Raw genomic sequence first — 24,419 nt, 5'->3', positions numbered from 1 at the left:
TTTGATGCGACTGGTCATTATCGGGAATGGAATGGCGGCCACCCGGCTGATTGACGGGCTAACCGGGCGGGCCTCGGGTCGTTTTGCTATCACCGTCGTCGGTGATGAGCCTGAGCATGCCTATAACCGCATTCAGCTTTCGCCGGTGCTGGGGGGCGAGAAAGCGGCAGCGGATATCTGTCTTCAGGATGAGGACTGGTACCGGGTACGTGGCGTTACGGTGCTGCGGAGCGAAAGGGCGCTTGCCGTGGACGTGGCCTCACGGGAAGTGCGAACCGCCACCCGCACGCTGGGCTGGGATGCCCTGGTATTTGCCACCGGTTCAACGCCTTTTGTTCCGCCGATCCCCGGCGGTGATGCGCCCCAGGTGTTCACGTTCCGCACCCTGGAGGATACCTGCGCCATTCAGGCAGTTTCCGGTCCGGCGGTGGTGCTGGGGGGCGGCGTGCTTGGGGTTGAGACTGCGGCAGCACTGGCACGCTCAGGTGACAACGTCACGCTCGTTCATCGCGGTCCGTGGCTGATGGAACAACAGCTGGATCAACAGGCTGGCGCGCTGCTGGAGGAGGCGCTGGCGGAACGGGGCGTGCGCTGTGAGCTTGCCTCCGGCATCTCGGCAATTAACGACAATACCGTGACGTTGCTCAATGGACGCAGTATTGCTGCGGCGCGCGTGGTGCTGGCGACCGGCGTGCAGCCCAACATTGACCTGGCAAAGGCCAGCGGCCTTCATTGCGCGCGCGGGATTGTGGTGAATCACCAGATGCAGACCTCCGCGCCGGACATCTATGCCATTGGCGAGTGCTGCGAAATTGATGGCCAGACGTTTGGCCTGGTCGCCCCCTGTCTGGCGCAGGCCGATATCCTCGCCGCACGGCTGGCGGGCGACACCACTGCGCCATTTACCCTCACCGACAACGGTGTGCGCCTCAAGGTGACCGGCGTGGAGCTGTTCAGCCTGGGTCGCGCGGCGGAGCAGGAGGGCGACGTGGTCTGGCGTTCATGGGATCCGCTGACGCGTCACTATCGTCGCTTACTGATCCATCAGGGGACGCTGGCTGGCGTGCTGCTGATGGGAGATTGCCGCAACGCGGCGACATTTACCGATTTACGGGCAACGGCTGCGCCCGCACACGCGGACTGGCTGTTCGATCGATTCACTACGCAACCGCAGGTTGCAGGACAGAACGCTATGACAAAACCTACTCTGGTGGTGGTTGGGCACGGTATGGTCGGCCATCATTTTCTCGAAGATTGCGTTAACCGCAACTTACATCAGCAGTATCAGATCGTGGTCTTTGGTGAAGAGCGCTATGCCGCCTATGACCGCGTGCATCTGTCCGAGTATTTTGGCGGCCGCAGTGCGGATTCGCTCTCGCTGGTGGCAGGGGATTTTTTTGCTGATAACGGCATTGAGCTGCGCCTGTCGCAGCAGATTGTCGCCATTGACCGCGACGCGCGCGTGGTGCGTACCGCCAGTGGGCATGAAACGCACTGGGATAAACTGGTGCTGGCGACCGGCTCATACCCGTTTGTCCCGCCGGTACCGGGTAACGATCTGCCGGGCTGTTTTGTCTACCGCACGCTCGACGATCTCGACAACATTGCGGCCCATGCGGCGGGTGCGCGTCGCGGGGTCGTCATCGGCGGCGGGCTGCTGGGGCTGGAGGCAGCAAACGCCCTGAAACAACTCGGGCTCGATACTCACGTGGTGGAGTTTGCGCCCAATCTGATGGCGGTTCAGCTCGATAACGACGGCGCGTCGATGCTGCGCAAGAAAATCGAGGCGCTGGGCGTGGGCGTTCACACCGCTAAAGCCACTACGGAAATTGCGTCGACGGATGACGGGCTGGTGCTGCGCTCTGCCGATGGCGAAGCGCTGGAAACGGACCTGGTGGTCTTTTCTGCCGGTATCCGTCCGCAGGACGCGCTGGCGCGCAGCAGCGGGCTGGCTATCGGCGAGCGCGGCGGGATCTGCATTGACGATGGCTGCCAGACTTCCGACCGTGACGTGTTTGCCATTGGCGAATGCGCGTTGTGGGAAGGGGAAATCTTTGGACTGGTTGCCCCGGGCTACCAGATGGCACGCGTGGCCGCCGCCGCGCTGGCAGGGGAGGATAAAACCTTCACCGGCGCGGATATGAGCACCAAACTCAAGCTGCTGGGCGTGGATGTGGCGTCGTTTGGCGACGCTCACGGGCGCACGCCGGGGGCGCTGAGCTACCAGTGGACGCACGGCCCGCAGCAAATCTACAAGAAAATCGTGGTCAGCCACGACAGCAAAACGCTGCTCGGCGGCGTGCTGGTGGGTGATGCCAGCGAATACGCCACGCTGGTGCAGATGATGCTCAATGGAATCAGCCTGCCGAAAGCGCCGGAAACCCTGATATTACCCGCATCCTCAGGCAGCGCGCCAAAAGCGCTGGGCGTGGCGGCGCTGCCGGAAAGTGCGCAGATCTGTTCGTGTCATAACGTCAGCAAGGGCGATATTTGCCAGGCCGTGAGCGCGGGCGCAACGGATATCGGTGCCATCAAACAGTGCACTAAAGCGGCGACCGGTTGCGGGGGCTGTAGTGCGCTGGTGAAGCAGGTGATGGAGTTTCAGCTAGCTGAACAGGGCGTGGAGGTGAAAAAGGATATCTGTGAACACTTCCCCTGGTCACGCCAGGAAATTTACCACCTGGTGCGCGTCAACCATATCCGCACCTTTGACCAGCTCATCAGCCGCTACGGTCAGGGACACGGGTGCGAAATCTGTAAGCCGCTGGTCGGGTCCGTGCTGGCTTCCTGCTGGAACGAGTATCTGCTTAAACCGGCGCATCTGCCGCTGCAGGACACCAACGACCGTTACTTTGCCAATATTCAGAAGGACGGAACCTATTCCATCGTGCCGCGTATGCCCGCCGGGGAAGTGACCGCCGACGGGCTGATCGCCATCGGCCAGATTGCAAAGCGCTATAGCCTTTACAGCAAAATCACTGGCGGGCAGCGTATTGACCTCTTTGGCGCCACTCTGGAACAGCTACCGGAGATCTGGCAGGCGCTGGTGGAAGCCGGATTTGAGACCGGCCACGCTTACGGGAAATCTCTGCGCACGGTGAAATCCTGCGTTGGGTCGACCTGGTGCCGCTATGGCGTGCAGGACTCCACCGGCCTCGCGGTCAAACTGGAGCACCGTTACAAAGGCCTGCGCGCGCCGCACAAAATCAAAATGGCGGTTTCCGGCTGTACCCGCGAGTGTGCCGAGGCGCAGAGCAAAGACGTGGGCGTCATTGCCACCGATAAAGGCTGGAACCTCTACCTGTGCGGCAACGGCGGCATGAAGCCGCGCCATGCGGATCTTTTCGCCAGCGATCTGGACGATGAAACGCTGATCCGTACCGTTGACCGGTTCCTGATGTTCTACATCCGCACGGCGGATCGCCTGCAGCGCACCAGCACCTGGATGGACAACCTGGAAGGCGGCCTCGACTATCTGCGCGAGGTGATCCTCGAGGACAGTCTGGGTATTGCCGACGAACTGGAGCAGGAGATGGCCCGGGTGGTAGAAACCTACCAGTGCGAATGGCAGACCACGCTCAACGATCCCAACCGTCTGGCGCTGTTCCGCACCGCTGTGAACGACACTGCCGCAGAGCAAGGCAAACGCTGGCAGGAAATCTGCGGTATCGAGGATATCCCCGAACAGGCGGGCATTGGCGCGCGTCTTGGTCACAATGCGATTGCGCTGTTCCGCTTTGGCAAAACCGTTTATGCCCTCGACGACCTGGAGCCAGGAAGCCGTGCGAACGTGCTTTCTCGCGGCATTCTTGGCGATGCGGCGGGGGAGCCGGTGGTGATCTCTCCGCTTTATAAACAGCGCATTCGTCTGCGCGATGGCTGTCAGGTTGAAAATGGTGAGCCTGCGGTACGCGCCTGGCCGGTGAAAATTGAAAACGGCAAAGTGTGGGTCGGTAACGATGCCCTGGTCATGCGTGCGGAGGCTTCATGACAGAAACCCGGACAACATGCCCCTACTGCGGGGTGGGCTGCGGCGTGGTCGCCCGCTTGGAAGGCGGCGTGGTCAGCGTTCGGGGAGATGAAACCCATCCGGCGAATTTTGGTCGCCTGTGCGTGAAAGGGGCCGCCCTGGGGGAGACAACCGATTTACAGGGGCGGCTTTTGCGCCCGGTCCTCGACGGTCATGAGGTGGACTGGACGCAGGCACTGGGGGCGGCAGGTGAACGGCTCCAGCACATTATCGACACATGGGGGCCGCAGGCGGTGGCGTTCTACGCGTCCGGCCAGCTGTTAACCGAGGATTACTACGCCGCTAACAAGCTGATGAAGGGGTTCATCGGGGCGGCGAACATTGATACCAACTCCCGGCTCTGCATGTCGTCAGCGGTGGTGGGTTATAAACGTGCCTTCGGTGAGGACGTGGTGCCGTGCAGTTACGAGGACGTGGAGAACAGCGATCTGGTGGTACTGGTGGGCTCGAATGCCGCCTGGACGCACCCCGTTCTGTACCAGCGGCTGGTGCAGGCAAAGCAAACCAATCCGCAGATGAAGGTGGTGGTGATTGACCCGCGTGAAACGGCTACCTGTGATATCGCTGACCTGCATCTGGCGCTAAAACCCGGCAGCGATGCGGGGCTGTTTGTGGGGTTGCTCAATGTGATCCAGGGAACCGACGCGTGGCCGATGGCCCGCGTGGCGGCGTTTTGCGACCTTCCTGTGCAGGATATTGGTGTGTTTTATGACTGGTTTGTCACCGCGCCACGCGCGATCACGCTCTACACCATGGGGATCAACCAGTCATCGAGCGGTAGCGACAAGTGTAACGCCATCATCAACGTCCATCTTGCCAGCGGAAAATTCAACCGCCCGGGCTGCGGTCCGTTTTCGCTGACCGGACAGCCAAACGCCATGGGCGGACGGGAAGTGGGCGGGCTGGCAAATCAGCTGGCGGCGCACATGAACTTTGAACCGGACGACCTTTCGCGGGTGGCGCGTTTCTGGGGAACGGAAAGGCTGGCGCAGACGCCAGGCCTGATGGCGGTTGAACTGTTCGATGCCATTGCCCGTGGCGAAGTGAAGGCGGTGTGGATCATGGGCACCAACCCAGCGGTCTCGCTGCCGGACAGTCACGCCGTATGTCAGGCGCTGGCAGGCTGCCCGCTGGTGATTGTTTCTGAGGTCATGAACGATACCGACACCAGCCGGTTCGCCCATATCCGTTTTCCGGCGCTGGCCTGGGGGGAGAAGGACGGCACTGTGACCAATTCCGAGCGGCGTATTTCGCGCCAGCGCGCCTTTCTGCCTGCCCCGGGAGAGGCAAAACCGGACTGGTGGATCGTCGCGCAGATTGCAAAACGGCTGGGGCACGGCGACGCCTTTGCCTGGCAACATCCGCACGAGATTTTTTGCGAGCACGCGGCGCTGACGGCCTTTGAAAATGACGGCACGCGGGCATTGAACCTGCATGACCTGGCTGAACTTACCCGCGAAGCGTGGGAGCGGCTGGAGCCGTATCAGTGGTCAACGGGGGATTTTCCGCGCCGAAACCTGGTGCCGGTCGATCCGGTCCAGCACGGTGCGGCGGTCAGCACGCTGTACCCGGTGATCCTCAATACCGGACGCATCCGCGATCAATGGCACACCATGACCCGGACGGGGTATGTGTCCCGGCTGATGCAGCATATCGCGGAGCCGTTTGTTGAGGTCTGCGCCAGCGATGCCGTGCGGTTCTCGTTGTGTGATGGCCAGCTGGCGCGGATCAGTTCGCCGCGCGGCGTGATGGTCGCCAGAGTGCGAGTCAACCGCGGCATCCGGCAAGGCGAGGCGTTTGCCCCGATGCACTGGAACGCCGTGTTTGCCCGTCAGGGAAAGGTGAATGCGCTGGTGGAAGGGCGCTGCGATCCGGCGTCTGGCCAGCCGGAGAGCAAACAAACCGCCGTTCGGATCATGCCCTGGCTGCCCGCCTGGCAAGGGGTGCTCTATACCCACGAACAGCCGGCGTTACCATCCTGGGTTCACTGGTGGCGTAAAGCCTCGCATCTGACGGTATCAGGAGATAAACCGTTGCTGTCGTGGGTCATGAACTACGCCAGCAGCCGGGGCTGGCAGTTACAGGTTGCTCAAACCGGCGAACGCAGTAGTGCGCTTGCCTGGCATGAAGGTCAGCTGATGCTCGGCTTCTGGGAAGGCACCGCGTTACCGGATCTGGTACACCCGATCATTGACGCTGCTTTTCGCTCGCCCCCCACGACGCCTGCAGAGCGTCATGCGCTGCTGAACGGGCAGGGTGTGGAGGAGACGGCGGATCCGGGACGCATTATCTGTAGCTGCTTCAGCGTCGGAGAAAATGCGATTCGGGAGGCGATAGCCGGAGGGTGCGAAAGCGTCGCCGCGCTGGGGGCAACGTTACGGTGCGGCACGAACTGTGGCTCCTGCGTTTCGGAGTTGAAAGGACTGTTTGGATGATGGTGTAAGCGCGTCGGGTGGCGTAGCCGCCACCCGGCAATCAGTTTCAGGATAATCCTGAAATTTCCGCCAGAACTGCATTTCCAGGCTTATCGCGTTAACATAATAAGAGTTTATCCATAAACACAGGTTCTTTTTTACGACGTTGATGGTTGTATCGTCCCGCATTCGTTTTCTGCTCTTACTCCCCCTTCTTACGGCCGGAGCCGTTCACGGTGCGCCGCGTTCCTTTATCCAGCAGGCACAAAATCCTTTTGATAATAACGGGGATAATCTGCCCGACCTGGGTATGGCTGCTCCCTCAGGGGAAGGGGAAAAGCACCTGGCCGAAATGGCGAAAGCCTTTGGTGAAGCCAGTATGACCGACAACGGCCTGACAACGGGCGAGCAGGCGCGTCAGTTTGCCTTTGGTCAGGTGCGCGACGCGGTGAGCGGCGAAGTGAACCAGCAGATTGAGTCCTGGCTGTCGCCCTGGGGGAACGCCAGCGTCAATTTACTGGTCGATAACGAGGGCAAATTTAACGGCAGCAGCGGGAGCTGGTTTATCCCCTGGAACGATAACAACCGTTACCTGAGCTGGAGCCAGCTTGGCCTGACGCAGCAGACGGATGGCCTGGTCAGTAACGCCGGAATCGGCCAGCGCTGGGTCGCCGGAAAATGGCTGCTGGGCTATAACACCTTCTACGATAATCTGCTGGACGAAAACCTGCAGCGTGCCGGACTGGGCGCCGAGGTGTGGGGGGAGAATCTGCGCCTGTCAGCGAACTATTACCAGCCGTTTGCCGGATGGCGCGACAGATCTGATGTTCAGGAACAGCGAATGGCGCGGGGATATGATGTCACCGCCAAAGCCTGGCTGCCGTGGTTTCATCACTTGAACACCAGCGTCAGCGTCGAGCAGTATTTTGGCGACAACGTTGATCTCTTCAACAGCGGAACCGGCTATCACAACCCGGTGGCGGTCAATCTTGGGCTTAACTATACCCCCGTTCCGCTGGTCACGCTGACCGCCGCGCATAAGCAGGGTGAAAGCGGCGAAAGCCAGAATAACCTCGGCCTGAAGCTTAACTACCGCTTTGGCGTGCCGCTGGTGAAGCAACTCTCCGCCAGTGAAGTTGCGGCCACGCGTTCTCTGCGTGGCAGCCGCTATGATTCCCCCGAGCGCAACAGCCTTCCGATTATGGAGTTCCGCCAGCGTAAAACGCTGTCCGTCTGGCTGGCAACGCCGCCGTGGGATCTGAAAGGGGGGGAAACCGTCATGCTGAAGCTACAGATTCGTAGCACGCACGGCATCCGTCAGATCCACTGGCAGGGCGATACCCAGGCACTGAGCCTGACGTCGCCCGGGAAGGGTAACAGCAGCGACGGCTGGAGCGTGATTATGCCTGCCTGGAATGAGGCAGAAGGCGCGACAAACCGCTGGCATCTTTCGGCGGTAGTGGAAGATGAGAAGGGCCAGCGCGTCTCGTCCAATGAGATCACGCTTGCGGTGGTGCAGCCGCTGATCGCTATTCCTGACGACGACCCGCGCTGGAAGCTGCTGCCGGATGAGTAATCCTTAGAAAATGCGTTCCTGATGTACCCACACGGCGGCCTCAACGCGGGATTTTAATTTCATTTTCTTCAGCATATGCTTCACATGCACTTTGACCGTGCTTTCGGTGATATCCAGACGGCGGGCGATCATTTTATTCGGCAGCCCCTGGGCGATTAGTTTGAGAATATCGCGTTCGCGCGGTGTTAACTGGCTGACGTCACGGTCAGACGTGGCGCGGTTGGCCCGCAGGCTGGCGGCCAGCACCGGCGTCAGGGCTTCACTCAGCACCATCTCGCCCGCCGCGGCCTGCTGCAGTGCTTTAAGCAGATCTTCCGGCTCCATATCTTTCAGCAGATAACCATCCGCGCCGCGCTTCAGCGCCGTGACCACATCTTCTTCATGGTTCGAGACGCTAAAGACGACGATGCGTCCGGAAAGCGATTTTTCCCGCAGCTTGTCGAGGGTCTCCAGGCCGTTCATGCCGGGCATGTTCAGATCGAGCAGGATCAGATCGGGATCGAGGGACTCGGCGAGCTCAATGCCCTGTTCCCCGTTGCTGGCTTCGCCAACCACGGTAATATCGGGTGCCATGCTGACCAGCTGTTTTACGCCAGTACGCAGCATCGGATGGTCGTCGATCAACAGGATGGATGCCGGTTCCTGATTAGTCATGGGTTTCTCCTTGAGAAGTTGTAAGCGGTTTTTCGGGAATAAAGGTGACCACGACTTCCGTGCCACCCGTCTCTCTCCGGCGAACCTGACAATCACCGCGCAGGCTTTGGGCGCGGTCTCGCATAATGATTAAACCATAGTGGTTCGTGCGCTCGGCATTTTCCGGCACGCCGCGGCCGTTGTCGTGAACCGTGAGTCTGACCTGGTTAGCGTGCTGGCTGACGGTGACCGTGACCGCCGTCGCTTCCGCGTGTTTAAGCACGTTGCTGAGTGCTTCACGGGCGATCTGCAGTAGATGAATAGCCTGATGTGACGGGACAAACCGCGGCGGCAGCTGGTAATCCAGCTTCACCGGGAACCCCAGCCGGGCGCTAAACTCCTGACAGCTGGCTTCCAGCGCCGGACGCAGGCCCGGCTCGGTCAGCTGCAGGCGGAAGGTGGTCAGCAGCTCACGCAGCTGTACCCAGGACGTATTCAGCTCGTTGCGTATCTGGCTGAGCAGCTGTTTATTACTGTCCGGCATCTGCGCATCCTGCATCTGCAGGCAGCTTACCTGCATTTTCATACAGGAGAGCGATTGGGCGATTGAGTCATGCAGCTCGCGGGCGATGGTGGCGCGTTCTTCCATAACGATCAGCTGCTGCTGTTTTTCCTGATGCCTGTCGAGCGCCAGCGTGACCGTTAGCTGTTCAACCAGCGTATCAACCAGCTGTTGCTGATCGTGGCTCAGGTGACGCCCGGCGGGCAGGGTCGCCAGCAGAATACCGTACTGGGTATGGCTGTCCGTTAGTCGCCATTTCAGCGTCGTGCCGCCAGTGGTCGACGGCGGCAGGCCGCGAGGGCATAAATGACAGCCTTTATCATCACAGGACATGTCGGACTGACAGGTAAACTCCTGATGATTATCTTCATCTTCCACGTCGTAAACGCGCAGCTCCAGGTCATGCAGCAGGGTCAGATTTTGCAGGCCATTCAGCACCGGGGAGAGGCGTTCACAGAGCGGCACCTGCATGTGCAGCCGGCGGTTGGCCTGCCACAGGAAAGAGAGGATTTCGTTTTTCTGCTCCAGCCCCGCCGTTTTTTCCTGTACGCGCTGCTCAAGCACCGCGTAGCTTTCGGACAGCTCTGCCGACATGGTGTTGAGCGCCTGGCCGAGCATCGCCATTTCGTTGCGTCCGCTGATGTGCGTGCGCTGGGTAAAATCCCGGGCGGTTACCGCCCGGGCCATGGTCAGCAGCTGTTTCCACGGATTCAGCAGCCGCGCGCGGAGCCAGATAATGGTGAAGATCAGCAGCAGGCCCATAAACAGCGCCATGGCACGGTGTACCATCACCACCCGATCGATGCGTAATTCAGTGGTTTGGTCAAAAGAGGAGACCAGGGCATCAATGCGTGAGACAAAACCCGCCACGTCCTGCGCGACCGTCTCCGGGCTTTGCGCCTGTTTCAGTCCGGGTTCCAGTTGGGTGTGCCAGTAGCCCTGAAGGGCTTTAAGCTGGGATTGCTGACCGGCGCGGATGGCTGCATTTTCCAGTTCAGGGCTGAAAGCCGTGCGCTCCATTTCATCAATGAGAGGCTGGTCGTCCTGCGTCAGAGGCACCGACGCCAGCAGACGGTAACTCTGCATGCGTAGCGAGCCTGCCTCATTGATGGCATGCGCATTACCCTGTACCCCTTGTACCAGCCAGCCGGAAATCGCCATGCCGGTCACGCCGAGTGCGGTGGACAGCAAAACGATCAGGGCTAACTGATTGACGAGTGTCAGCGGTGATAAACATCTTTTTAACATAGAGTTGCCGGGCTCCTGACGTGGCCTGCTTGCAGGAATGGCGCTATTCTGGTGCATACCCTGGAGTATACCCATACCTATAAATGATTACTCCTAAATTGCCAGTGGAGTATGCATCTGAGGGTAGGGGGAGCAGGGACGCGTCAGCGCCGTGAAAAACAACGTCTTTTTGACCTGATTTGCCTACTCACTAAGGATAAGACCTTTTTTCGTGCCGCAAATCCTCGCACTTTTCCTTTGATTTATATCAACTTACCGCCGCCCTAAAACCCTAATGTTTGCAGCATCATTCGAGAATCAGAGGTGTCTATGAGTCACTCATACGCTCCCGAAAGGGAAAATGGTGCCGTTATTACAGACTGGCGTCCAGAGGATCCGGCGTTCTGGCAACAGCGCGGCCATCGTGTAGCAAGCCGGAATCTGTGGATTTCCGTTCCGTGTCTGTTATTAGCGTTTTGCGTATGGATGTTGTTTAGTGCAGTGGCGGTAAATCTGCCAAAAGTTGGGTTTACGTTCACAACCGATCAGCTGTTTATGCTGACCGCGTTGCCGTCGCTGTCAGGCGCGCTGCTGCGCGTTCCTTACGCCTTTATGGTGCCGGTCTTTGGTGGCCGTCGCTGGACGGCATTCAGTACCGGGATCATGATCGTGCCTTGCGTGTGGCTCGGCTTCGCGGTGCAGGATACGTCCACGCCGTTCAGCGTGTTCGTGATCATCTCCCTGCTGTGCGGTTTTGCGGGTGCGAACTTCGCCTCCAGTATGGCGAACATCAGCTTCTTCTTCCCGAAAGCGAAACAGGGTGGCGCGCTGGGCATTAACGGTGGTCTGGGCAACATGGGCGTGAGCGTGATGCAGCTGATCGCGCCGCTGGCGATCTCGGTGTCCATTTTTGCTGCCTTTGGTGGCGGTGGCGTTGAACAGGCGGATGGTTCTTCCCTCTACCTGCAGAACGCCGCCTGGATTTGGGTGCCGTTCCTGGTGGTCTTCACCCTGGCAGCGTGGTTCTTTATGAACGATCTGTCTGCGTCGAAGGCGTCACTGAGTGAACAGCTGCCGGTGCTGAAACGTGGACACCTTTGGGTGATGGCGCTGCTGTATCTGGCCACCTTCGGGTCGTTTATCGGTTTCTCTGCCGGTTTCGCCATGCTGTCGAAAACCCAGTTCCCGGACGTGCAGATCCTGCAATTCGCCTTCTTTGGTCCATTTATTGGCGCGCTGGCTCGCTCACTGGGCGGCATGGTTTCTGACCGTCTGGGCGGTACCCGCGTGACGCTGGTGAACTTTGTCGTGATGGCTGTCTTCTGTGCGTTGCTGTTCCTGACGCTGCCAGCGGACGGACAGGGCGGAAACTTCATCGCCTTCTTCGGCGTGTTTATGGTGCTGTTCCTGACGGCCGGTTTGGGGAGTGCGTCCACCTTCCAGATGATCTCCGTGATCTTCCGTAAGCTGACGATGGATCGCGTGAAAGCGCAGGGTGGAAGCGAAGAGCAGGCGATGCGTGAAGCGGCGACGGATACCGCTGCTGCGCTGGGCTTTATCTCTGCCATCGGTGCCATTGGCGGCTTCTTTATCCCGAAAGCGTTCGGTATTTCGCTTGACCTGACCGGTTCCCCGGCGGGTGCGATGAAAGTGTTCCTTGTGTTCTATATCGCCTGCGTTGTGATTACGTGGCTGGTATATGGCCGTAATACCAAGAAAAATAAGTAAGTGTGATTATCCGTTTGCGCGGCCTTGGGGCCGCGTTTTTTTTGATCTGGAAGTAGTTACAACATACTGGCGGGTTTGCACAGAAGCGCGCCGGTAACACTGTGATCGCCGTCGCCTTGCAGGGAGGTCTACCCCTTAATACCTGAGATGTTAAATTTTGCCGTGGTTATTGTACGATGAAATGAAAATATCATTAAAAATCATATTATTATGAATTTTTAAAATCTACCGCTTTGGTGGTATTTGGCCTAACCCCACCCCTGAAAGTCCCTCGTCGTCTTGATCGTTATCAATTCTCCTCCTCTTTCAGAGCGTTACCTTCGCTGCAAATCAGCAATGTCGATTTAGAGAGCCACAGGCTCCACACAGGAGATACCCGATGAGCAAATTTTTGGACCGGTTTCGCTACTTCAAACAGAAGGGTGAAACTTTTGCCGATGGGCACGGCCAGGTTCTGGATACCAACCGGGACTGGGAAGACGGTTACCGTCAACGCTGGCAGCATGACAAAGTTGTCCGTTCAACCCACGGCGTAAACTGCACTGGCTCATGTAGCTGGAAGATTTTCGTTAAAAACGGTCTGGTGACCTGGGAAATGCAGCAGACCGACTATCCGCGCACCCGCCCGGATATGCCGAACCACGAACCGCGCGGCTGCCCGCGTGGCGCCAGCTACTCCTGGTATCTCTATAGCGCTAACCGTCTGAAATACCCGCTGATGCGTAAGCGTCTGATGAAAATGTGGCGTGAAGCGAAAGTGCAGCACAGCGATCCGGTTGATGCCTGGGCGTCCATCATCGAAGATGCGGATAAAGCGAAAAGCTTTAAGCAGGCTCGCGGCCGCGGTGGCTTTGTTCGTTCCTCCTGGAAAGAGGTGAACGAGCTGATTGCCGCCTCTAACGTCTACACTGTCAAAACCTACGGCCCTGACCGCGTGGCAGGCTTCTCGCCGATCCCGGCGATGTCGATGGTCTCTTACGCCTCCGGCGCGCGCTATCTGTCACTGATCGGCGGCACCTGTCTGAGCTTCTACGACTGGTACTGCGACCTGCCGCCTGCGTCTCCGCAGACCTGGGGCGAGCAAACCGACGTGCCGGAATCTGCTGACTGGTACAACTCAAGCTACCTCATCGCCTGGGGCTCTAACGTTCCGCAGACCCGTACCCCGGACGCGCACTTCTTTACCGAAGTCCGCTACAAAGGGACCAAAACCGTTGCGATCACCCCGGACTACGCGGAAATTGCCAAACTGTGTGACCTGTGGCTGGCACCGAAACAGGGTACCGACGCCGCGATGGCGATGGCGATGGGCCACGTTATGCTGCGCGAATTCCACCTCGATAAACCAAGTCAGTATTTCACCGACTATGTACGTCGCTACACCGACATGCCGATGCTGGTGATGCTGGAAGAGCGTGATGGTTACTACGCCGCTGGCCGTACGCTGCGCGCCGCCGATCTGGTGGACGCGCTGGGCCAGGAAAATAACCCTGAATGGAAAACCGTTGCGTATAACAGCAACGGCGAGCTGGTGGCACCTAACGGCTCTATCGGCTTCCGCTGGGGTGAGAAGGGCAAGTGGAACCTCGAACAGCGTAACGGTACCACCGGTGAAGAGACGGAACTGCGTCTCAGCATGCTGGGCAGCCAGGACGAGATCGCCGAGGTCGGCTTCCCGTACTTTGGAGGCGAAGGATCAGAGCACTTCAACAAGGTTGAACTGAAAAATGTTCTGATGCATAAACTGCCGGTTAAACGCCTGCAGCTGGCTGATGGCTCAACGGCGCTCGTCACTACCGTTTACGATTTGACCATGGCGAACTACGGTCTGGAACGGGGTCTGAATGATGAAAACTGCGCAACCAGCTATGACGACGTAAAAGCCTACACCCCGGCATGGGCGGAGCAGATCACCGGCGTTCCTCGCGCACAGATTACCCGTATCGCCCGCGAATTTGCAGAAAACGCGGATAAGACGCACGGTCGCTCAATGATCATCGTCGGCGCGGGTCTGAACCACTGGTATCACCTCGATATGAACTATCGTGGCCTGATCAACATGCTGATCTTCTGCGGCTGTGTCGGTCAGAGCGGCGGCGGTTGGGCCCACTACGTAGGCCAGGAAAAACTGCGTCCGCAGACCGGCTGGCAGCCGCTGGCGTTTGCCCTTGACTGGCAGCGTCCTGCACGTCACATGAACAGTACCTCGTACTTCTATAACCACTCCAGCCAGTGGCGCTACGAGACGGTTACCGCGCAGGAATTGCTGTCGCCAATGGCGGATAAATCCCGCTACAGTGGCCACCTGATTGACTTCAACGTCCGTGCTGAGCGCATGGGCTGGCTGCCGTCTGCGCCGCAGCTGGGTACTAACCCGCTGCGCATCGCGGAAGAGGCGAAAAAAGCTGGAATGTCACCGGTGGATTACACCGTTAAGTCCCTGAAAGACGGCTCAATCCGTTTCGCGGCTGAACAGCCTGAGAACGGCAAAAACCATCCGCGTAACCTGTTCATCTGGCGCTCCAACCTGCTGGGCTCGTCCGGTAAAGGTCACGAGTACATGCTGAAATACCTGCTCGGTACCGAGAACGGTATCCAGGGGAAAGATCTCGGCAGGCAGGGTGGCGTGAAGCCGGAAGAGGTGGAATGGAAAGACAACGGTCTGGACGGCAAGCTGGATCTGGTGGTGACCCTCGACTTCCGTCTGTCCAGTACCTGCCTGTATTCCGATATCGTGCTGCCAACCGCGACCTGGTACGAAAAAGACGACATGAATACCTCGGATATGCATCCGTTTATTCATCCACTGTCTGCCGCGGTTGACCCGGCGTGGGAGTCGAAAAGCGACTGGGATATCTACAAAGATATCGCGAAGAAATTCTCTGAAGTGTGCGTCGGGCATCTGGGCAAAGAGACCGACGTGGTGACGCTGCCAATCCAGCACGACTCTGCGGCCGAGCTGGCGCAGCCGCTGGACGTCAAAGACTGGAAAAAAGGCGAATGTGACCTGATCCCGGGCGTGACCGCGCCGCACATCATTCCGGTGGAGCGTGATTACCCGGCGACGTACGAGCGATTTACCTCTATCGGTCCGCTGATGGAGAAAATCGGTAACGGCGGGAAAGGGATTGCCTGGAATACCCAGAGCGAAATGGATCTGCTGCGTAAGCTCAATTACACCAAAGCGGACGGCCCGGCGAAAGGCCAGCCAATGCTGAACACGGCGATTGATGCCGCAGAGATGATCCTGACCCTGGCGCCGGAAACCAACGGCCACGTGGCGGTGAAGGCGTGGGCAGCGCTGAGCGAGTTTACCGGTCGTGACCACACGCATCTGGCAACGAATAAAGAGGAAGAGAAAATCCGCTTCCGCGATATTCAGGCCCAGCCGCGCAAGATTATCTCCAGCCCGACCTGGTCAGGACTTGAAGATGAGCATGTCTCCTATAACGCCGGTTACACCAACGTTCACGAGCTGATCCCATGGCGCACGCTGTCCGGTCGTCAGTCCCTGTATCAGGATCACCAGTGGATGCGTGACTTCGGTGAAAGCCTGCTGGTGTACCGTCCGCCAATCGACACCCGCTCCGTAACCGCAGTTATGGGCGCGAAATCCAACGGTAACCCTGAAAAGGCGCTGAACTTCCTGACGCCGCACCAGAAGTGGGGGATCCACTCGACCTATAGCGACAACCTGCTGATGCTGACGCTTTCGCGCGGCGGTCCGATTGTCTGGATGAGCGAGACGGATGCCAAAGATCTGGGTATTGAAGATAACGACTGGATCGAGGTGTTTAACAGCAACGGTGCCCTGACGGCGCGTGCGGTGGTGAGCCAGCGCGTACCGGCCGGGATGACCATGATGTACCACGCGCAGGAACGTATCGTTAACCTGCCGGGGTCAGAAATCACCGAACAGCGCGGCGGGATCCACAACTCCGTGACCCGTATTACGCCGAAGCCGACCCATATGATCGGGGGCTATGCACAGCTGGCCTACGGCTTTAACTACTACGGCACCGTAGGATCGAACCGCGATGAGTTCGTGGTGGTACGTAAGATGAAGAACATTAACTGGTTAGACGGTGAAGGTAATGACCAGGTACAGGAGAGCGTAAAATGAAAATTCGTTCACAAGTCGGCATGGTGCTGAATCTGGATAAATGCATCGGCTGTCACACCTGCTCGGTCACCTGTAAAAACGTCTGGACCAGCCGTGAAGGTATGGAGTACGCCTGGTTCAACAACGTGGAAAGCAAGCCGGGTACCGGCTTCCCGACCGACTGGGAAAACCAGGAGAAGTGGAAGGGCGGTTGGATCCGTAAAATCAACGGCAAGCTGCAGCCGCGCATGGGTAACCGCGCGATGCTTCTGGGAAAAATCTTCGCTAACCCGCATCTGCCGGGCATTGAGGATTACTACGAGCCGTTTGACTATGACTACCAGAACCTGCACAACGCGCCAGAAAGCAAACACCAGCCGATCGCGCGTCCTCGCTCGCTGATCACCGGCAAGCGCATGGACAAAATTACCAGCGGTCCAAACTGGGAGGAGATTCTGGGCGGCGAGTTCGAAAAACGCGCCAAAGACCAGAACTTCGAGAACATGCAGAAGGCGATGTACGGCCAGTTCGAAAACACCTTCATGATGTATCTGCCGCGCCTTTGCGAGCACTGCCTGAACCCGGCGTGCGTGGCGACCTGCCCAAGCGGCGCCATCTACAAGCGTGAAGAGGACGGCATCGTTCTGATCGACCAGGACAAATGCCGCGGCTGGCGTATGTGCATCACCGGCTGCCCGTACAAAAAAATCTACTTCAACTGGAAGAGCGGGAAATCAGAGAAGTGCATCTTCTGCTACCCGCGTATCGAAGCCGGTATGCCAACCGTCTGCTCCGAAAGCTGCGTAGGCCGTATCCGCTACCTCGGCGTGCTGCTGTATGACGCAGACGCGATTGAAAATGCCGCGAGCACTGAGAACGAGAAAGATCTGTATCAGCGTCAGCTTGACGTGTTCCTTGACCCGAACGATCCGAAAGTCATTGAGCAGGCGCTGAAGGACGGTATTCCACAGAGCGTTATCGACGCGGCGCAACAGTCGCCGGTGTATAAAATGGCGATGGACTGGAAGCTGGCTCTGCCGCTTCATCCGGAATACCGCACGCTGCCGATGGTCTGGTACGTGCCGCCGCTGTCGCCAATCCAGTCTGCTGCCGATGCAGGCGAGCTGGGCAGCAACGGCATTCTGCCGGACGTCGAGAGCCTGCGTATCCCGGTTCAGTATCTGGCAAACCTGCTGACCGCAGGGGATACCCAGCCGGTACTGCTGGCGCTGAAACGTATGCTGGCGATGCGTCACTTTAAGCGTGCGGAAACCGTTGATGGCGTTAACGATACCCGCGCGCTGGACGAGGTCGGTCTGACTGAAGCACAGGCCCAGGAGATGTACCGCTACCTGGCAATTGCGAACTATGAAGACCGTTTCGTGGTGCCGAGCAGCCACCGTGAACTGGCTCGCGAGGCCTTCCCGGAGAAAAATGGCTGTGGCTTTAGTTTTGGCGACGGTTGCCATGGGTCAGACAGCAAATTCAACCTGTTTAACAGCCGCCGCATCGACGCCATGGATGTGACCAGCAAAACGGAGCCGCACCAATGATTGAACTCGTCATTGTTTCGCGTCTGCTCGAGTATCCGGATGCTGCGCTTGCGCAGCATCAGCAGGAGCTTTTTGATGCACTCGCGTCATCTGAAAACCTGGATAAAGAGGATGCCCAGACGCTGGGCGTTTTCCTCCGCGACCTGTTATCGCGCGATCTGCTCGACGCGCAGGCGGACTACAGCCAGCTGTTTGACCGTGGCCGTGCAACGTCGTTACTGCTGTTCGAACACGTTCATGGTGAATCCCGCGACCGGGGTCAGGCGATGGTGGACCTGATGGCTCAGTACGAGCAGCACGGCCTGATGCTCGACAGCCGCGAGCTGCCGGACCATCTGCCGCTGTACCTGGAGTATCTGGCTCAACTGCCGAAAGACGAGGCGCTGGGCGGTCTGCAGGACATCGCGCCGATCCTGGCATTGCTCAGCGCGCGTCTTCAGCAGCGTCAGAGCCGCTATGCGGTGCTGTTCGACCTGCTGATGAAGCTTGCAAACGCCGCTGTCGACAGTGAAAAAGTGGCGGAGAAAATCGCGGATGAAGCCCGCGATGATACCCCGCAAGCGCTGGATGCGGTCTGGGAGGAAGAGCAGGTGAAATTCTTTGCTGACCAGAGCTGCGGCGAGTCTGAAATCTCCGCTCACCAGCGTCGTTTTGCCGGGGCGGTCGCTCCGCAATATTTGGATATCTCTAACGGAGGACGGCACTAATGCACTTCCTGAATATGTTCTTCTTTGACATTTACCCGTATATCGCGGGCACCGTGTTCCTGGTGGGAAGCTGGCTGCGTTATGACTACGGCCAGTACACCTGGCGTGCTGCCTCCAGCCAGATGCTGGATCGTAAGGGGATGCACGTCGCGTCTAACCTGTTTCATATCGGGATCCTCGGGATTTTTGCCGGGCACTTCCTCGGGATGCTGACCCCGCACTGGATGTACGAAGCGTGGCTGCCGATTGAGGTGAAACAGAAGATGGCGATGATCGCGGGCGGTGCCTGCGGCGTGATGACCCTCGTCGGGGGCCTGCTGTTGCTGAAACGTCGTCTGTTCAGCCCGCGGGTGAGGGCAACGACCACTGCGGCGGACATCCTGATCCTTTCCCTGCTGGTGGTGCAATGCGCGCTGGGTCTGCTGACCATTCCGTTCTCGGCGCAGCATATGGACGGCAGTGAAATGATGAAGCTGGTCGGCTGGGCGCAGTCCGTGGTGACTTTCCACGGTGGCGCGTCCGAACACCTGGACGGCGTGGCGTTTATCTTCCGCGTTCACCTGGTGCTGGGGATGACGATGTTTGTGCTGTTCCCGTTCTCCCGTCTGGTACACATCTGGAGCGCGCCGGTGGAGTACCTGACGCGCAAGTATCAGATTGTGCGTGCCCGTCGCTAATGCACCGTTTTAATACCAACCCCGCACTCGCGGGGTTTTTTTTCGCCCCAGCCCAGGTTGTTGCCCGCCGCGGCAAACAGGATTAACGCGCCACCCGCCAGCTGCGTCAGGTTCAATGCGTGTCCGAACACCAGATTATCTACAATAATTGCCACCACCGGATAGATAAACGACAGGGAGCCGGTCACCGGCGTTGGCAGTTTCTGGATCGCGCTATACAGCAGTTGATACATAATACCGGTATGGACGATGCCCAGCGTCAGCAAGATCGGCCAGGGAAAATCGCCGGAGAGCGACGGCTGGCTGGCAAAAGGCAGCAGCATCACCACGCCGGTCAGCACCTGGATAAAAGCGATATGCTGTGGGGCGATTGTTTTGAGTTTGCGCGCAATGATTGCCGTCAGCGCATAGAAGAAGGCCGCGGCCATGGCCAGACCAACCCCTGCGAGCCATTTACTGTTATGGGCTCCGGTCAGCTCACTGGAGAGCAATATCACCACTCCGCCAAAGGCGAGGAACAGCCAGCCCCATTTTACCAGGCTGACGCGCTCACCTAAAAACATCCCCATCAATACCAGCATAAACGGCTGGGTGTTATATACCACGGTAGACAGGCCAATAGAGATACGTTCGTAAGCGGCGAAAAGCAGTAGCCAGTTCACAACTAATGCCACACCCCCGAGAATCGCCAGCATCAGCGTGGTGCGGGTGAGGGGACTAAAGGGCTTTTGACTGACCCGGATAAAAATAAAAAGTGTTATGGCCCCAATAAGACAGCGCCAGAAGACCACTTCCGTGACGGGCAGACCGGAGAGTAAAACAAACGCACCGATAGAGCCGGAAATTAACATCGCCAGGCTCATTTGCCAGACGCCTTTATGGAAATCACGCATTATCCACCTCCTGATTTAATGACCTTATTGTCGAAAATCGCTGTCGGGTTTTACAGGGGTGATATAAGGTGAAAGAGAGTGATGACTTTTTAAAATGAGGCAAAATCGATGGAAAACCTTCTCGATGAGATCGACAGACACATATTAACCTGCCTGGTTGAAGATGCGCGCATGTCGCTGAAGGTGCTCAGTGGCCGTATCGGTTTGACCTCACCCAGCACGGCAGAACGGCTGAAAAGGCTGGAAGAACGCGGTGTGATTCAGGGATATCGTGCGCGGGTGAATCTGGCGGCGTTGGGATATACGCTGCAGGCGCTGGTGCGCGTGCGGCCGCTGCCTGGGTTGCTGCATAAAGTGGATAAGTACATTCAGGCGATGCCGGAGTGTATTGAGAGCGACAAAGTGACCGGGGAAGATTGCTTCGTGATCAGGCTGGTGGTGCGCTCGATAGAGCAACTGGATGTGTTGCTGGACGGGCTGGCGGAACATGCGCAGTGTAATACGTCGATTGTGAAGAGTTCGCCGGTGAAGCGACGATTGCCACCGATGTAGCTGCCTGTCGCCGGGTGGTGGCTGCGCCTTACCCGGCCTACAAAAGTGGGCTAAGTTCGGTTCTGTGATGATTTTTTTAAATGATGGTGGTGGGGGAAGGATTCGAACCTTCGAAGTCGATGACGGCAGATTTACAGTCTGCTCCCTTTGGCCGCTCGGGAACCCCACCAGGGGTAATTCACATTTTGAGGTAATGCTGAGAGATGGTGGTGGGGGAAGGATTCGAACCTTCGAAGTCGATGACGGCAGATTTACAGTCTGCTCCCTTTGGCCGCTCGGGAACCCCACCACGGGGTAATGCTATTTACTGGCCCGCTTCCTGCTGGAAGCGGGCGCATCATATCAAATGACACGCCCCTGTAAAGCGTTACCACAATAAAAATAAACTGGTTGCCTGATTTTTACGCGGAAAGCTGGAAAGCTAACCAGTTCATTTCATTGTCGATTAAAGAATAATCGTTCTGTTACCGTAGACAAAGACACGCTGTGCCAGCACCTGATACAGCGCACGGCTTAACACATTCTTCTCAACGTCGCGGCCTGCGCGCATCATGTCTTCAGCCGTGTAGGTGTGATCCACGTGAATGACGTCCTGCATGATGATTGGGCCTTCGTCCAGATTGTCATTCACGTAGTGCGCGGTCGCGCCGATGATCTTCACGCCGCGCTCGTACGCCTGATGGTAAGGGCGGGCACCAATGAAGGCTGGCAGGAATGAGTGGTGAATGTTGATGATCTTGTTCGGGAAACGCGCCACGAAAGAGGGCGTCAGCACGCGCATATATTTCGCCAGCACCACGTAGTCCGGATTATGCGCTTCAATGGCTTCAGCCATCAGGTTGTCATGCTCTTCACGGGTATGGCCTTCATGGCTCACCAGTTCAAACGGAATATCAAACCGTTCAACCAGCGTGCGCAGGGTCTCGTGGTTGCCGATAACCGCGGCAATTTCAACATCCAGACCGCCGTAATTGGCTTTCATTAGCAGATCGCCCAGGCAGTGAGCTTCTTTCGTCACCAGAATCACAACGCGACGACGGCCCGCTGGATTCAGCTCACGCACCGAACCTTCCGGCAGCGCGCTGTCCAAATCGGCAAGCAGGGTGGTGTCGTTGAAAATACCTTCCAGTTCGGTTCGCATGAAGAAACGACCGGTACGGTGGTCAACGAACTCGTTGTTCTGCACGATATTCAGTTCATGTTTGTAGCAAATGTTGGTAATTCGTGCGATCAGCCCTTTTTGATCGGGACAGATAGTGCGCAGAACTTTACGTTGTAATGATTGCATCGCCGGGAAATCCTGTTTGTATTTGCGAAGTCTGGGTTGTCAGGCGTTACTGCCCGCAACACTTTTTAAATTTTTTACCTGAACCACAAGGGCAGGGATCGTTACGACCAAACTGTGGGCGCGTACCGTCAATATAATACCATTGCCCGCTTTCCTTTAAGAACCGGGAACGCTCGATAATGGCGCCAGGTTTATTGTTCTCGGTAAAGCGGGCGACAAAGCTGACAAAGCCTTCGTCGTCGTGACTGCCGGGTGACGATTCAAAGACGGTAAGTCCTAGCCATTGGGTATGCGTAAACCCGGCTTCGATCTCTTGTCTGAAGTCGGCGGCGTGGCAGGATGGGTGCCAGGTTTTTATCAGGTAGTCTGCGTCTTTGATCACAAAAGCAGTATACCGTGAACGCATGAGGTGTGACGGGTCCGGTGCAACCTGATTGCCAGAAAGATATCGCTGGCAACATAGGCTATACTCCAGAGCGCTACCACAGGGGCAGAGTTGAGACACGATTCTCTTCCTGGAATAAAAAATAAGGGCGTTAAACGCCTCGGGTAGCACTATGTTAACTGAGCTGTTGCGTTGACGCTATGTCAGGAATCCAGGGGAAGTAAAACAGGGCTAATGAGAAAGGTTAAAATTGGACTGGCGCTGGGCTCAGGTGCAGCCCGGGGATGGTCCCACATCGGCGTGATTAATGCCTTAAACAAGATGGGCGTTGACGTCGATATCGTTGCGGGATGTTCCATAGGATCGCTTGTCGGCTCCGCGTATGCGTGCGGCAAACTCCCGGAACTCGAAACCTGGGTACGTTCCTTCAGCTACTGGGACGTGCTTCGCCTGATGGATCTCTCCTGGCAACGCGGTGGACTGTTGCGCGGCGAACGCGTCTTTAACCAGTTCCGCCAGGTTATGCCTCTTCAGGACTTCACGGATTGTCAGATGCCTTTCGGCGCCGTCGCGACGAATCTCAGCACCGGACGCGAACTCTGGCTGACCGAAGGAGATATTCACCTTGCGGTGCGTGCCTCATGCAGCATTCCCGGGCTTATGGCACCTGTCCCCCATAACGGTTATTGGCTTGTCGACGGTGGCGTCGTTAATCCTGTTCCCATCTCTCTGACGCGTGCCATGGGGGCCGATATCGTGATTGCCGTGGATTTGCAGCACGATGCTCACCTGATGCAGCAAGACCTTATGCCGGTCAATCTCCAGAGCGAAGATGCCGAAGGCGAGAAGCTTGCCTGGCACGCGCGTTTGCGCGGAAGAATTGGGCGTCTGGCCGCACGACGCTCGGTCGCCGCACCGACGGCGATGGAAATCATGACCACCTCTATTCAGGTTCTTGAGAATCGCCTTAAACGTAACCGTATGGCTGGCGATCCTCCGGATATTCTTATTCAGCCATACTGTCCACAAATCTCTACCCTTGATTTCCATCGGGCTGAGGCCGCCATCGCAGCGGGCTCATTAGCCGTCGAAAAGAAAATAGACGAGTTGCTGCCATTTGTGCGAACAGCACGTTAAGCACCTTTTTTTGACTACTTCAGCAAAATCTGACAGGCGATAGTACCGATAGCATGCCACTATTTAGTAACTATCAGCCAGGGGAGGAACCATGACGCAGCCATTGGCCGGAAAACACATTTTGATTGTTGAAGACGAGCCCGTTTTCCGATCGCTACTGGATTCATGGTTATCCTCACTGGGCGCAAACACGTTACTGGCTGAAGATGGCATCGACGCGCTGGAAAAAATGACCAGCATTGCGCCCGATCTGATGATTTGCGATATCGCGATGCCGCGCATGAACGGACTGAAACTGGTTGAACATCTGCGTAACGAGGGTGACCAGATGCCCATTCTGGTGATCTCTGCGACAGAAAATATGGCGGATATCGCCAAAGCATTGCGCCTTGGCGTCCAGGATATCCTGCTTAAACCCGTTAAAGATCTGAACCGGTTACGTGAAACGGTATTAGCGTGCCTCTATCCGAATATGTTTAATTCCCGCGTTGAGGAAGAGGAACGTCTTTTCCAGGACTGGGACGCGCTGGTAAGTGATCCGCCTGCGGCAGCCAAACTGTTGCAAGAACTTCAGCCACCCGTTCAGCAGACTATTTCACACTGCCGCGTAAATTATCGCCAGCTGGTGGCGGCTGACCAGCCTGGGCTGGTGCTGGATATTGCGCCACTGTCTGACTCTGATCTCGCGTTTTATTCTCTGGACGTAACCCGTGCAGGGGATAATGGCGTATTAGCCGCGTTGTTACTTCGTGCGCTATTTAACGGTTTATTGCAGGAACAGTTATCGCATCAGGGACAACGGCTTCCTGAGTTAGGCAGTTTACTCAAACAAGTAAACCAGCTTTTTCGTCAGGCCAATTTACCGGGACAGTTCCCGCTGCTGGTGGGTTATTACCATAGCGGTTTAAAAAATCTTATCCTCGTTTCAGCAGGTCTGAATGCGGGTAATGGTGCC

General features: G+C 57.4%; 15 protein-coding genes, 2 tRNA genes and 1 pseudogene. 11 read left to right on the top strand and 7 right to left on the bottom strand.

The window, feature by feature from the left end; translation table 11 throughout:
* Positions 1 to 4: 4 nt before the first annotated feature.
* The 3 genes from nirB to BFV64_RS13010 all read left to right on the top strand — a co-directional run bounded on the left by nirB (position 5) and on the right by BFV64_RS13010 (position 8,020).
* Positions 5 to 3,991, top strand: a complete 3,987-nt coding sequence (gene nirB / locus BFV64_RS13020) for a nitrite reductase large subunit NirB (protein ID WP_081330963.1) — start codon at positions 5 to 7, stop codon at positions 3,989 to 3,991.
* Positions 3,988 to 6,465, top strand: a complete 2,478-nt coding sequence (locus BFV64_RS13015; RefSeq protein WP_069602169.1) for a nitrate reductase — start codon at positions 3,988 to 3,990, stop codon at positions 6,463 to 6,465. The genes nirB and BFV64_RS13015 overlap by 4 nt, the downstream gene beginning before the upstream one ends.
* A 148-nt stretch (positions 6,466 to 6,613) precedes the next feature.
* Entirely contained in the window at positions 6,614 to 8,020 is a 1,407-nt protein-coding gene (locus tag BFV64_RS13010; protein ID WP_014884179.1) for a YchO/YchP family invasin, read from the top strand.
* Positions 8,021 to 8,023: 3 nt separating this feature from the next.
* Here BFV64_RS13010 and narL read toward each other — a convergent pair whose 3' ends face one another.
* Together narL and narX are read right to left on the bottom strand one after the other, a co-directional pair.
* A complete protein-coding gene (narL, locus tag BFV64_RS13005; RefSeq protein ID WP_008499531.1) occupies positions 8,024 to 8,674 on the bottom strand; it encodes a two-component system response regulator NarL in 651 nt (216 codons plus the stop codon).
* Positions 8,667 to 10,463, bottom strand: a complete 1,797-nt coding sequence (gene narX, locus BFV64_RS13000) for a nitrate/nitrite two-component system sensor histidine kinase NarX (RefSeq protein ID WP_069602168.1) — start codon at positions 10,461 to 10,463, stop codon at positions 8,667 to 8,669. Before narX ends, narL begins: the two co-directional genes overlap by 8 nt.
* Before the next feature lie 309 nt (positions 10,464 to 10,772).
* On the opposite strand from narX, the gene BFV64_RS12995 reads away from it, so the two are divergent.
* The 5 genes from BFV64_RS12995 (at position 10,773) to narI (ending at position 19,209) form a co-directional block, all read left to right on the top strand.
* The gene (locus BFV64_RS12995) at positions 10,773 to 12,170 is read left to right on the top strand and encodes a NarK family nitrate/nitrite MFS transporter (protein WP_069602167.1); all 1,398 of its coding nucleotides are present in this window, start codon (positions 10,773 to 10,775) and stop codon (positions 12,168 to 12,170) included.
* Positions 12,171 to 12,549: 379 nt separating this feature from the next.
* Positions 12,550 to 16,293, top strand: a complete 3,744-nt coding sequence (locus tag BFV64_RS12990; RefSeq protein WP_023338400.1) for a nitrate reductase subunit alpha — start codon at positions 12,550 to 12,552, stop codon at positions 16,291 to 16,293.
* Positions 16,290 to 17,825, top strand: a complete 1,536-nt coding sequence (gene narH / locus BFV64_RS12985) for a nitrate reductase subunit beta (RefSeq protein ID WP_063943228.1) — start codon at positions 16,290 to 16,292, stop codon at positions 17,823 to 17,825. Before BFV64_RS12990 ends, narH begins: the two co-directional genes overlap by 4 nt.
* The gene (gene narJ / locus BFV64_RS12980) at positions 17,822 to 18,532 is read left to right on the top strand and encodes a nitrate reductase molybdenum cofactor assembly chaperone (protein WP_069602166.1); all 711 of its coding nucleotides are present in this window, start codon (positions 17,822 to 17,824) and stop codon (positions 18,530 to 18,532) included. Before narH ends, narJ begins: the two co-directional genes overlap by 4 nt.
* On the top strand, positions 18,532 to 19,209 hold the full coding sequence (narI, locus tag BFV64_RS12975) for a respiratory nitrate reductase subunit gamma (protein WP_045281225.1): 678 nt from the start codon (positions 18,532 to 18,534) through the stop codon (positions 19,207 to 19,209). The genes narJ and narI overlap by 1 nt, the downstream gene beginning before the upstream one ends.
* On the opposite strand, the gene BFV64_RS12970 is transcribed toward narI, so the two are convergent.
* Complete coding sequence (locus BFV64_RS12970; protein WP_045281226.1) at positions 19,206 to 20,102, bottom strand: DMT family transporter; 897 nt, start codon at positions 20,100 to 20,102, stop codon at positions 19,206 to 19,208. The two genes, narI and BFV64_RS12970, sit on opposite strands and share 4 nt — an antisense overlap.
* Before the next feature lie 108 nt (positions 20,103 to 20,210).
* On the opposite strand from BFV64_RS12970, the gene BFV64_RS12965 reads away from it, so the two are divergent.
* A complete protein-coding gene (locus BFV64_RS12965) occupies positions 20,211 to 20,654 on the top strand; it encodes an Lrp/AsnC family transcriptional regulator (RefSeq protein WP_032636269.1) in 444 nt (147 codons plus the stop codon).
* 84 nt (positions 20,655 to 20,738) lie between these two features.
* Here BFV64_RS12965 and BFV64_RS12960 read toward each other — a convergent pair.
* The 4 genes from BFV64_RS12960 to BFV64_RS12945 form a co-directional block, all read right to left on the bottom strand.
* A tRNA-Tyr gene (locus tag BFV64_RS12960) sits at positions 20,739 to 20,823 on the bottom strand.
* 35 nt (positions 20,824 to 20,858) lie between these two features.
* Positions 20,859 to 20,943: transfer RNA gene (locus tag BFV64_RS12955), tRNA-Tyr, on the bottom strand.
* 156 nt (positions 20,944 to 21,099) lie between these two features.
* A complete protein-coding gene (gene purU / locus BFV64_RS12950; protein ID WP_014884171.1) occupies positions 21,100 to 21,942 on the bottom strand; it encodes a formyltetrahydrofolate deformylase in 843 nt (280 codons plus the stop codon).
* A gap of 46 nt (positions 21,943 to 21,988) precedes the next feature.
* Complete coding sequence (locus BFV64_RS12945) at positions 21,989 to 22,447, bottom strand: YchJ family protein (RefSeq protein WP_023330576.1); 459 nt, start codon at positions 22,445 to 22,447, stop codon at positions 21,989 to 21,991.
* A 114-nt stretch (positions 22,448 to 22,561) separates the two neighbouring features.
* Here BFV64_RS12945 and rssA point away from each other — a divergent pair, with 114 nt between their 5' ends.
* A complete protein-coding gene (gene rssA, locus BFV64_RS12940) occupies positions 22,562 to 23,464 on the top strand; it encodes a patatin-like phospholipase RssA (RefSeq protein WP_023330575.1) in 903 nt (300 codons plus the stop codon).
* 91 nt (positions 23,465 to 23,555) lie between these two features.
* Positions 23,556 to 24,407 (top strand): annotated as a pseudogene (rssB, locus tag BFV64_RS12935) (two-component system response regulator RssB); the annotation flags it as partial.
* Between the last annotated feature and the right edge of the window lie 12 nt (positions 24,408 to 24,419).

The sequence above is a fragment of the Enterobacter kobei genome (assembly GCF_001729765.1).
Taxonomy (GTDB): Bacteria; Pseudomonadota; Gammaproteobacteria; order Enterobacterales; family Enterobacteriaceae; genus Enterobacter; species Enterobacter kobei.
This window is presented reverse-complemented; position numbering and strand designations above follow the sequence as displayed.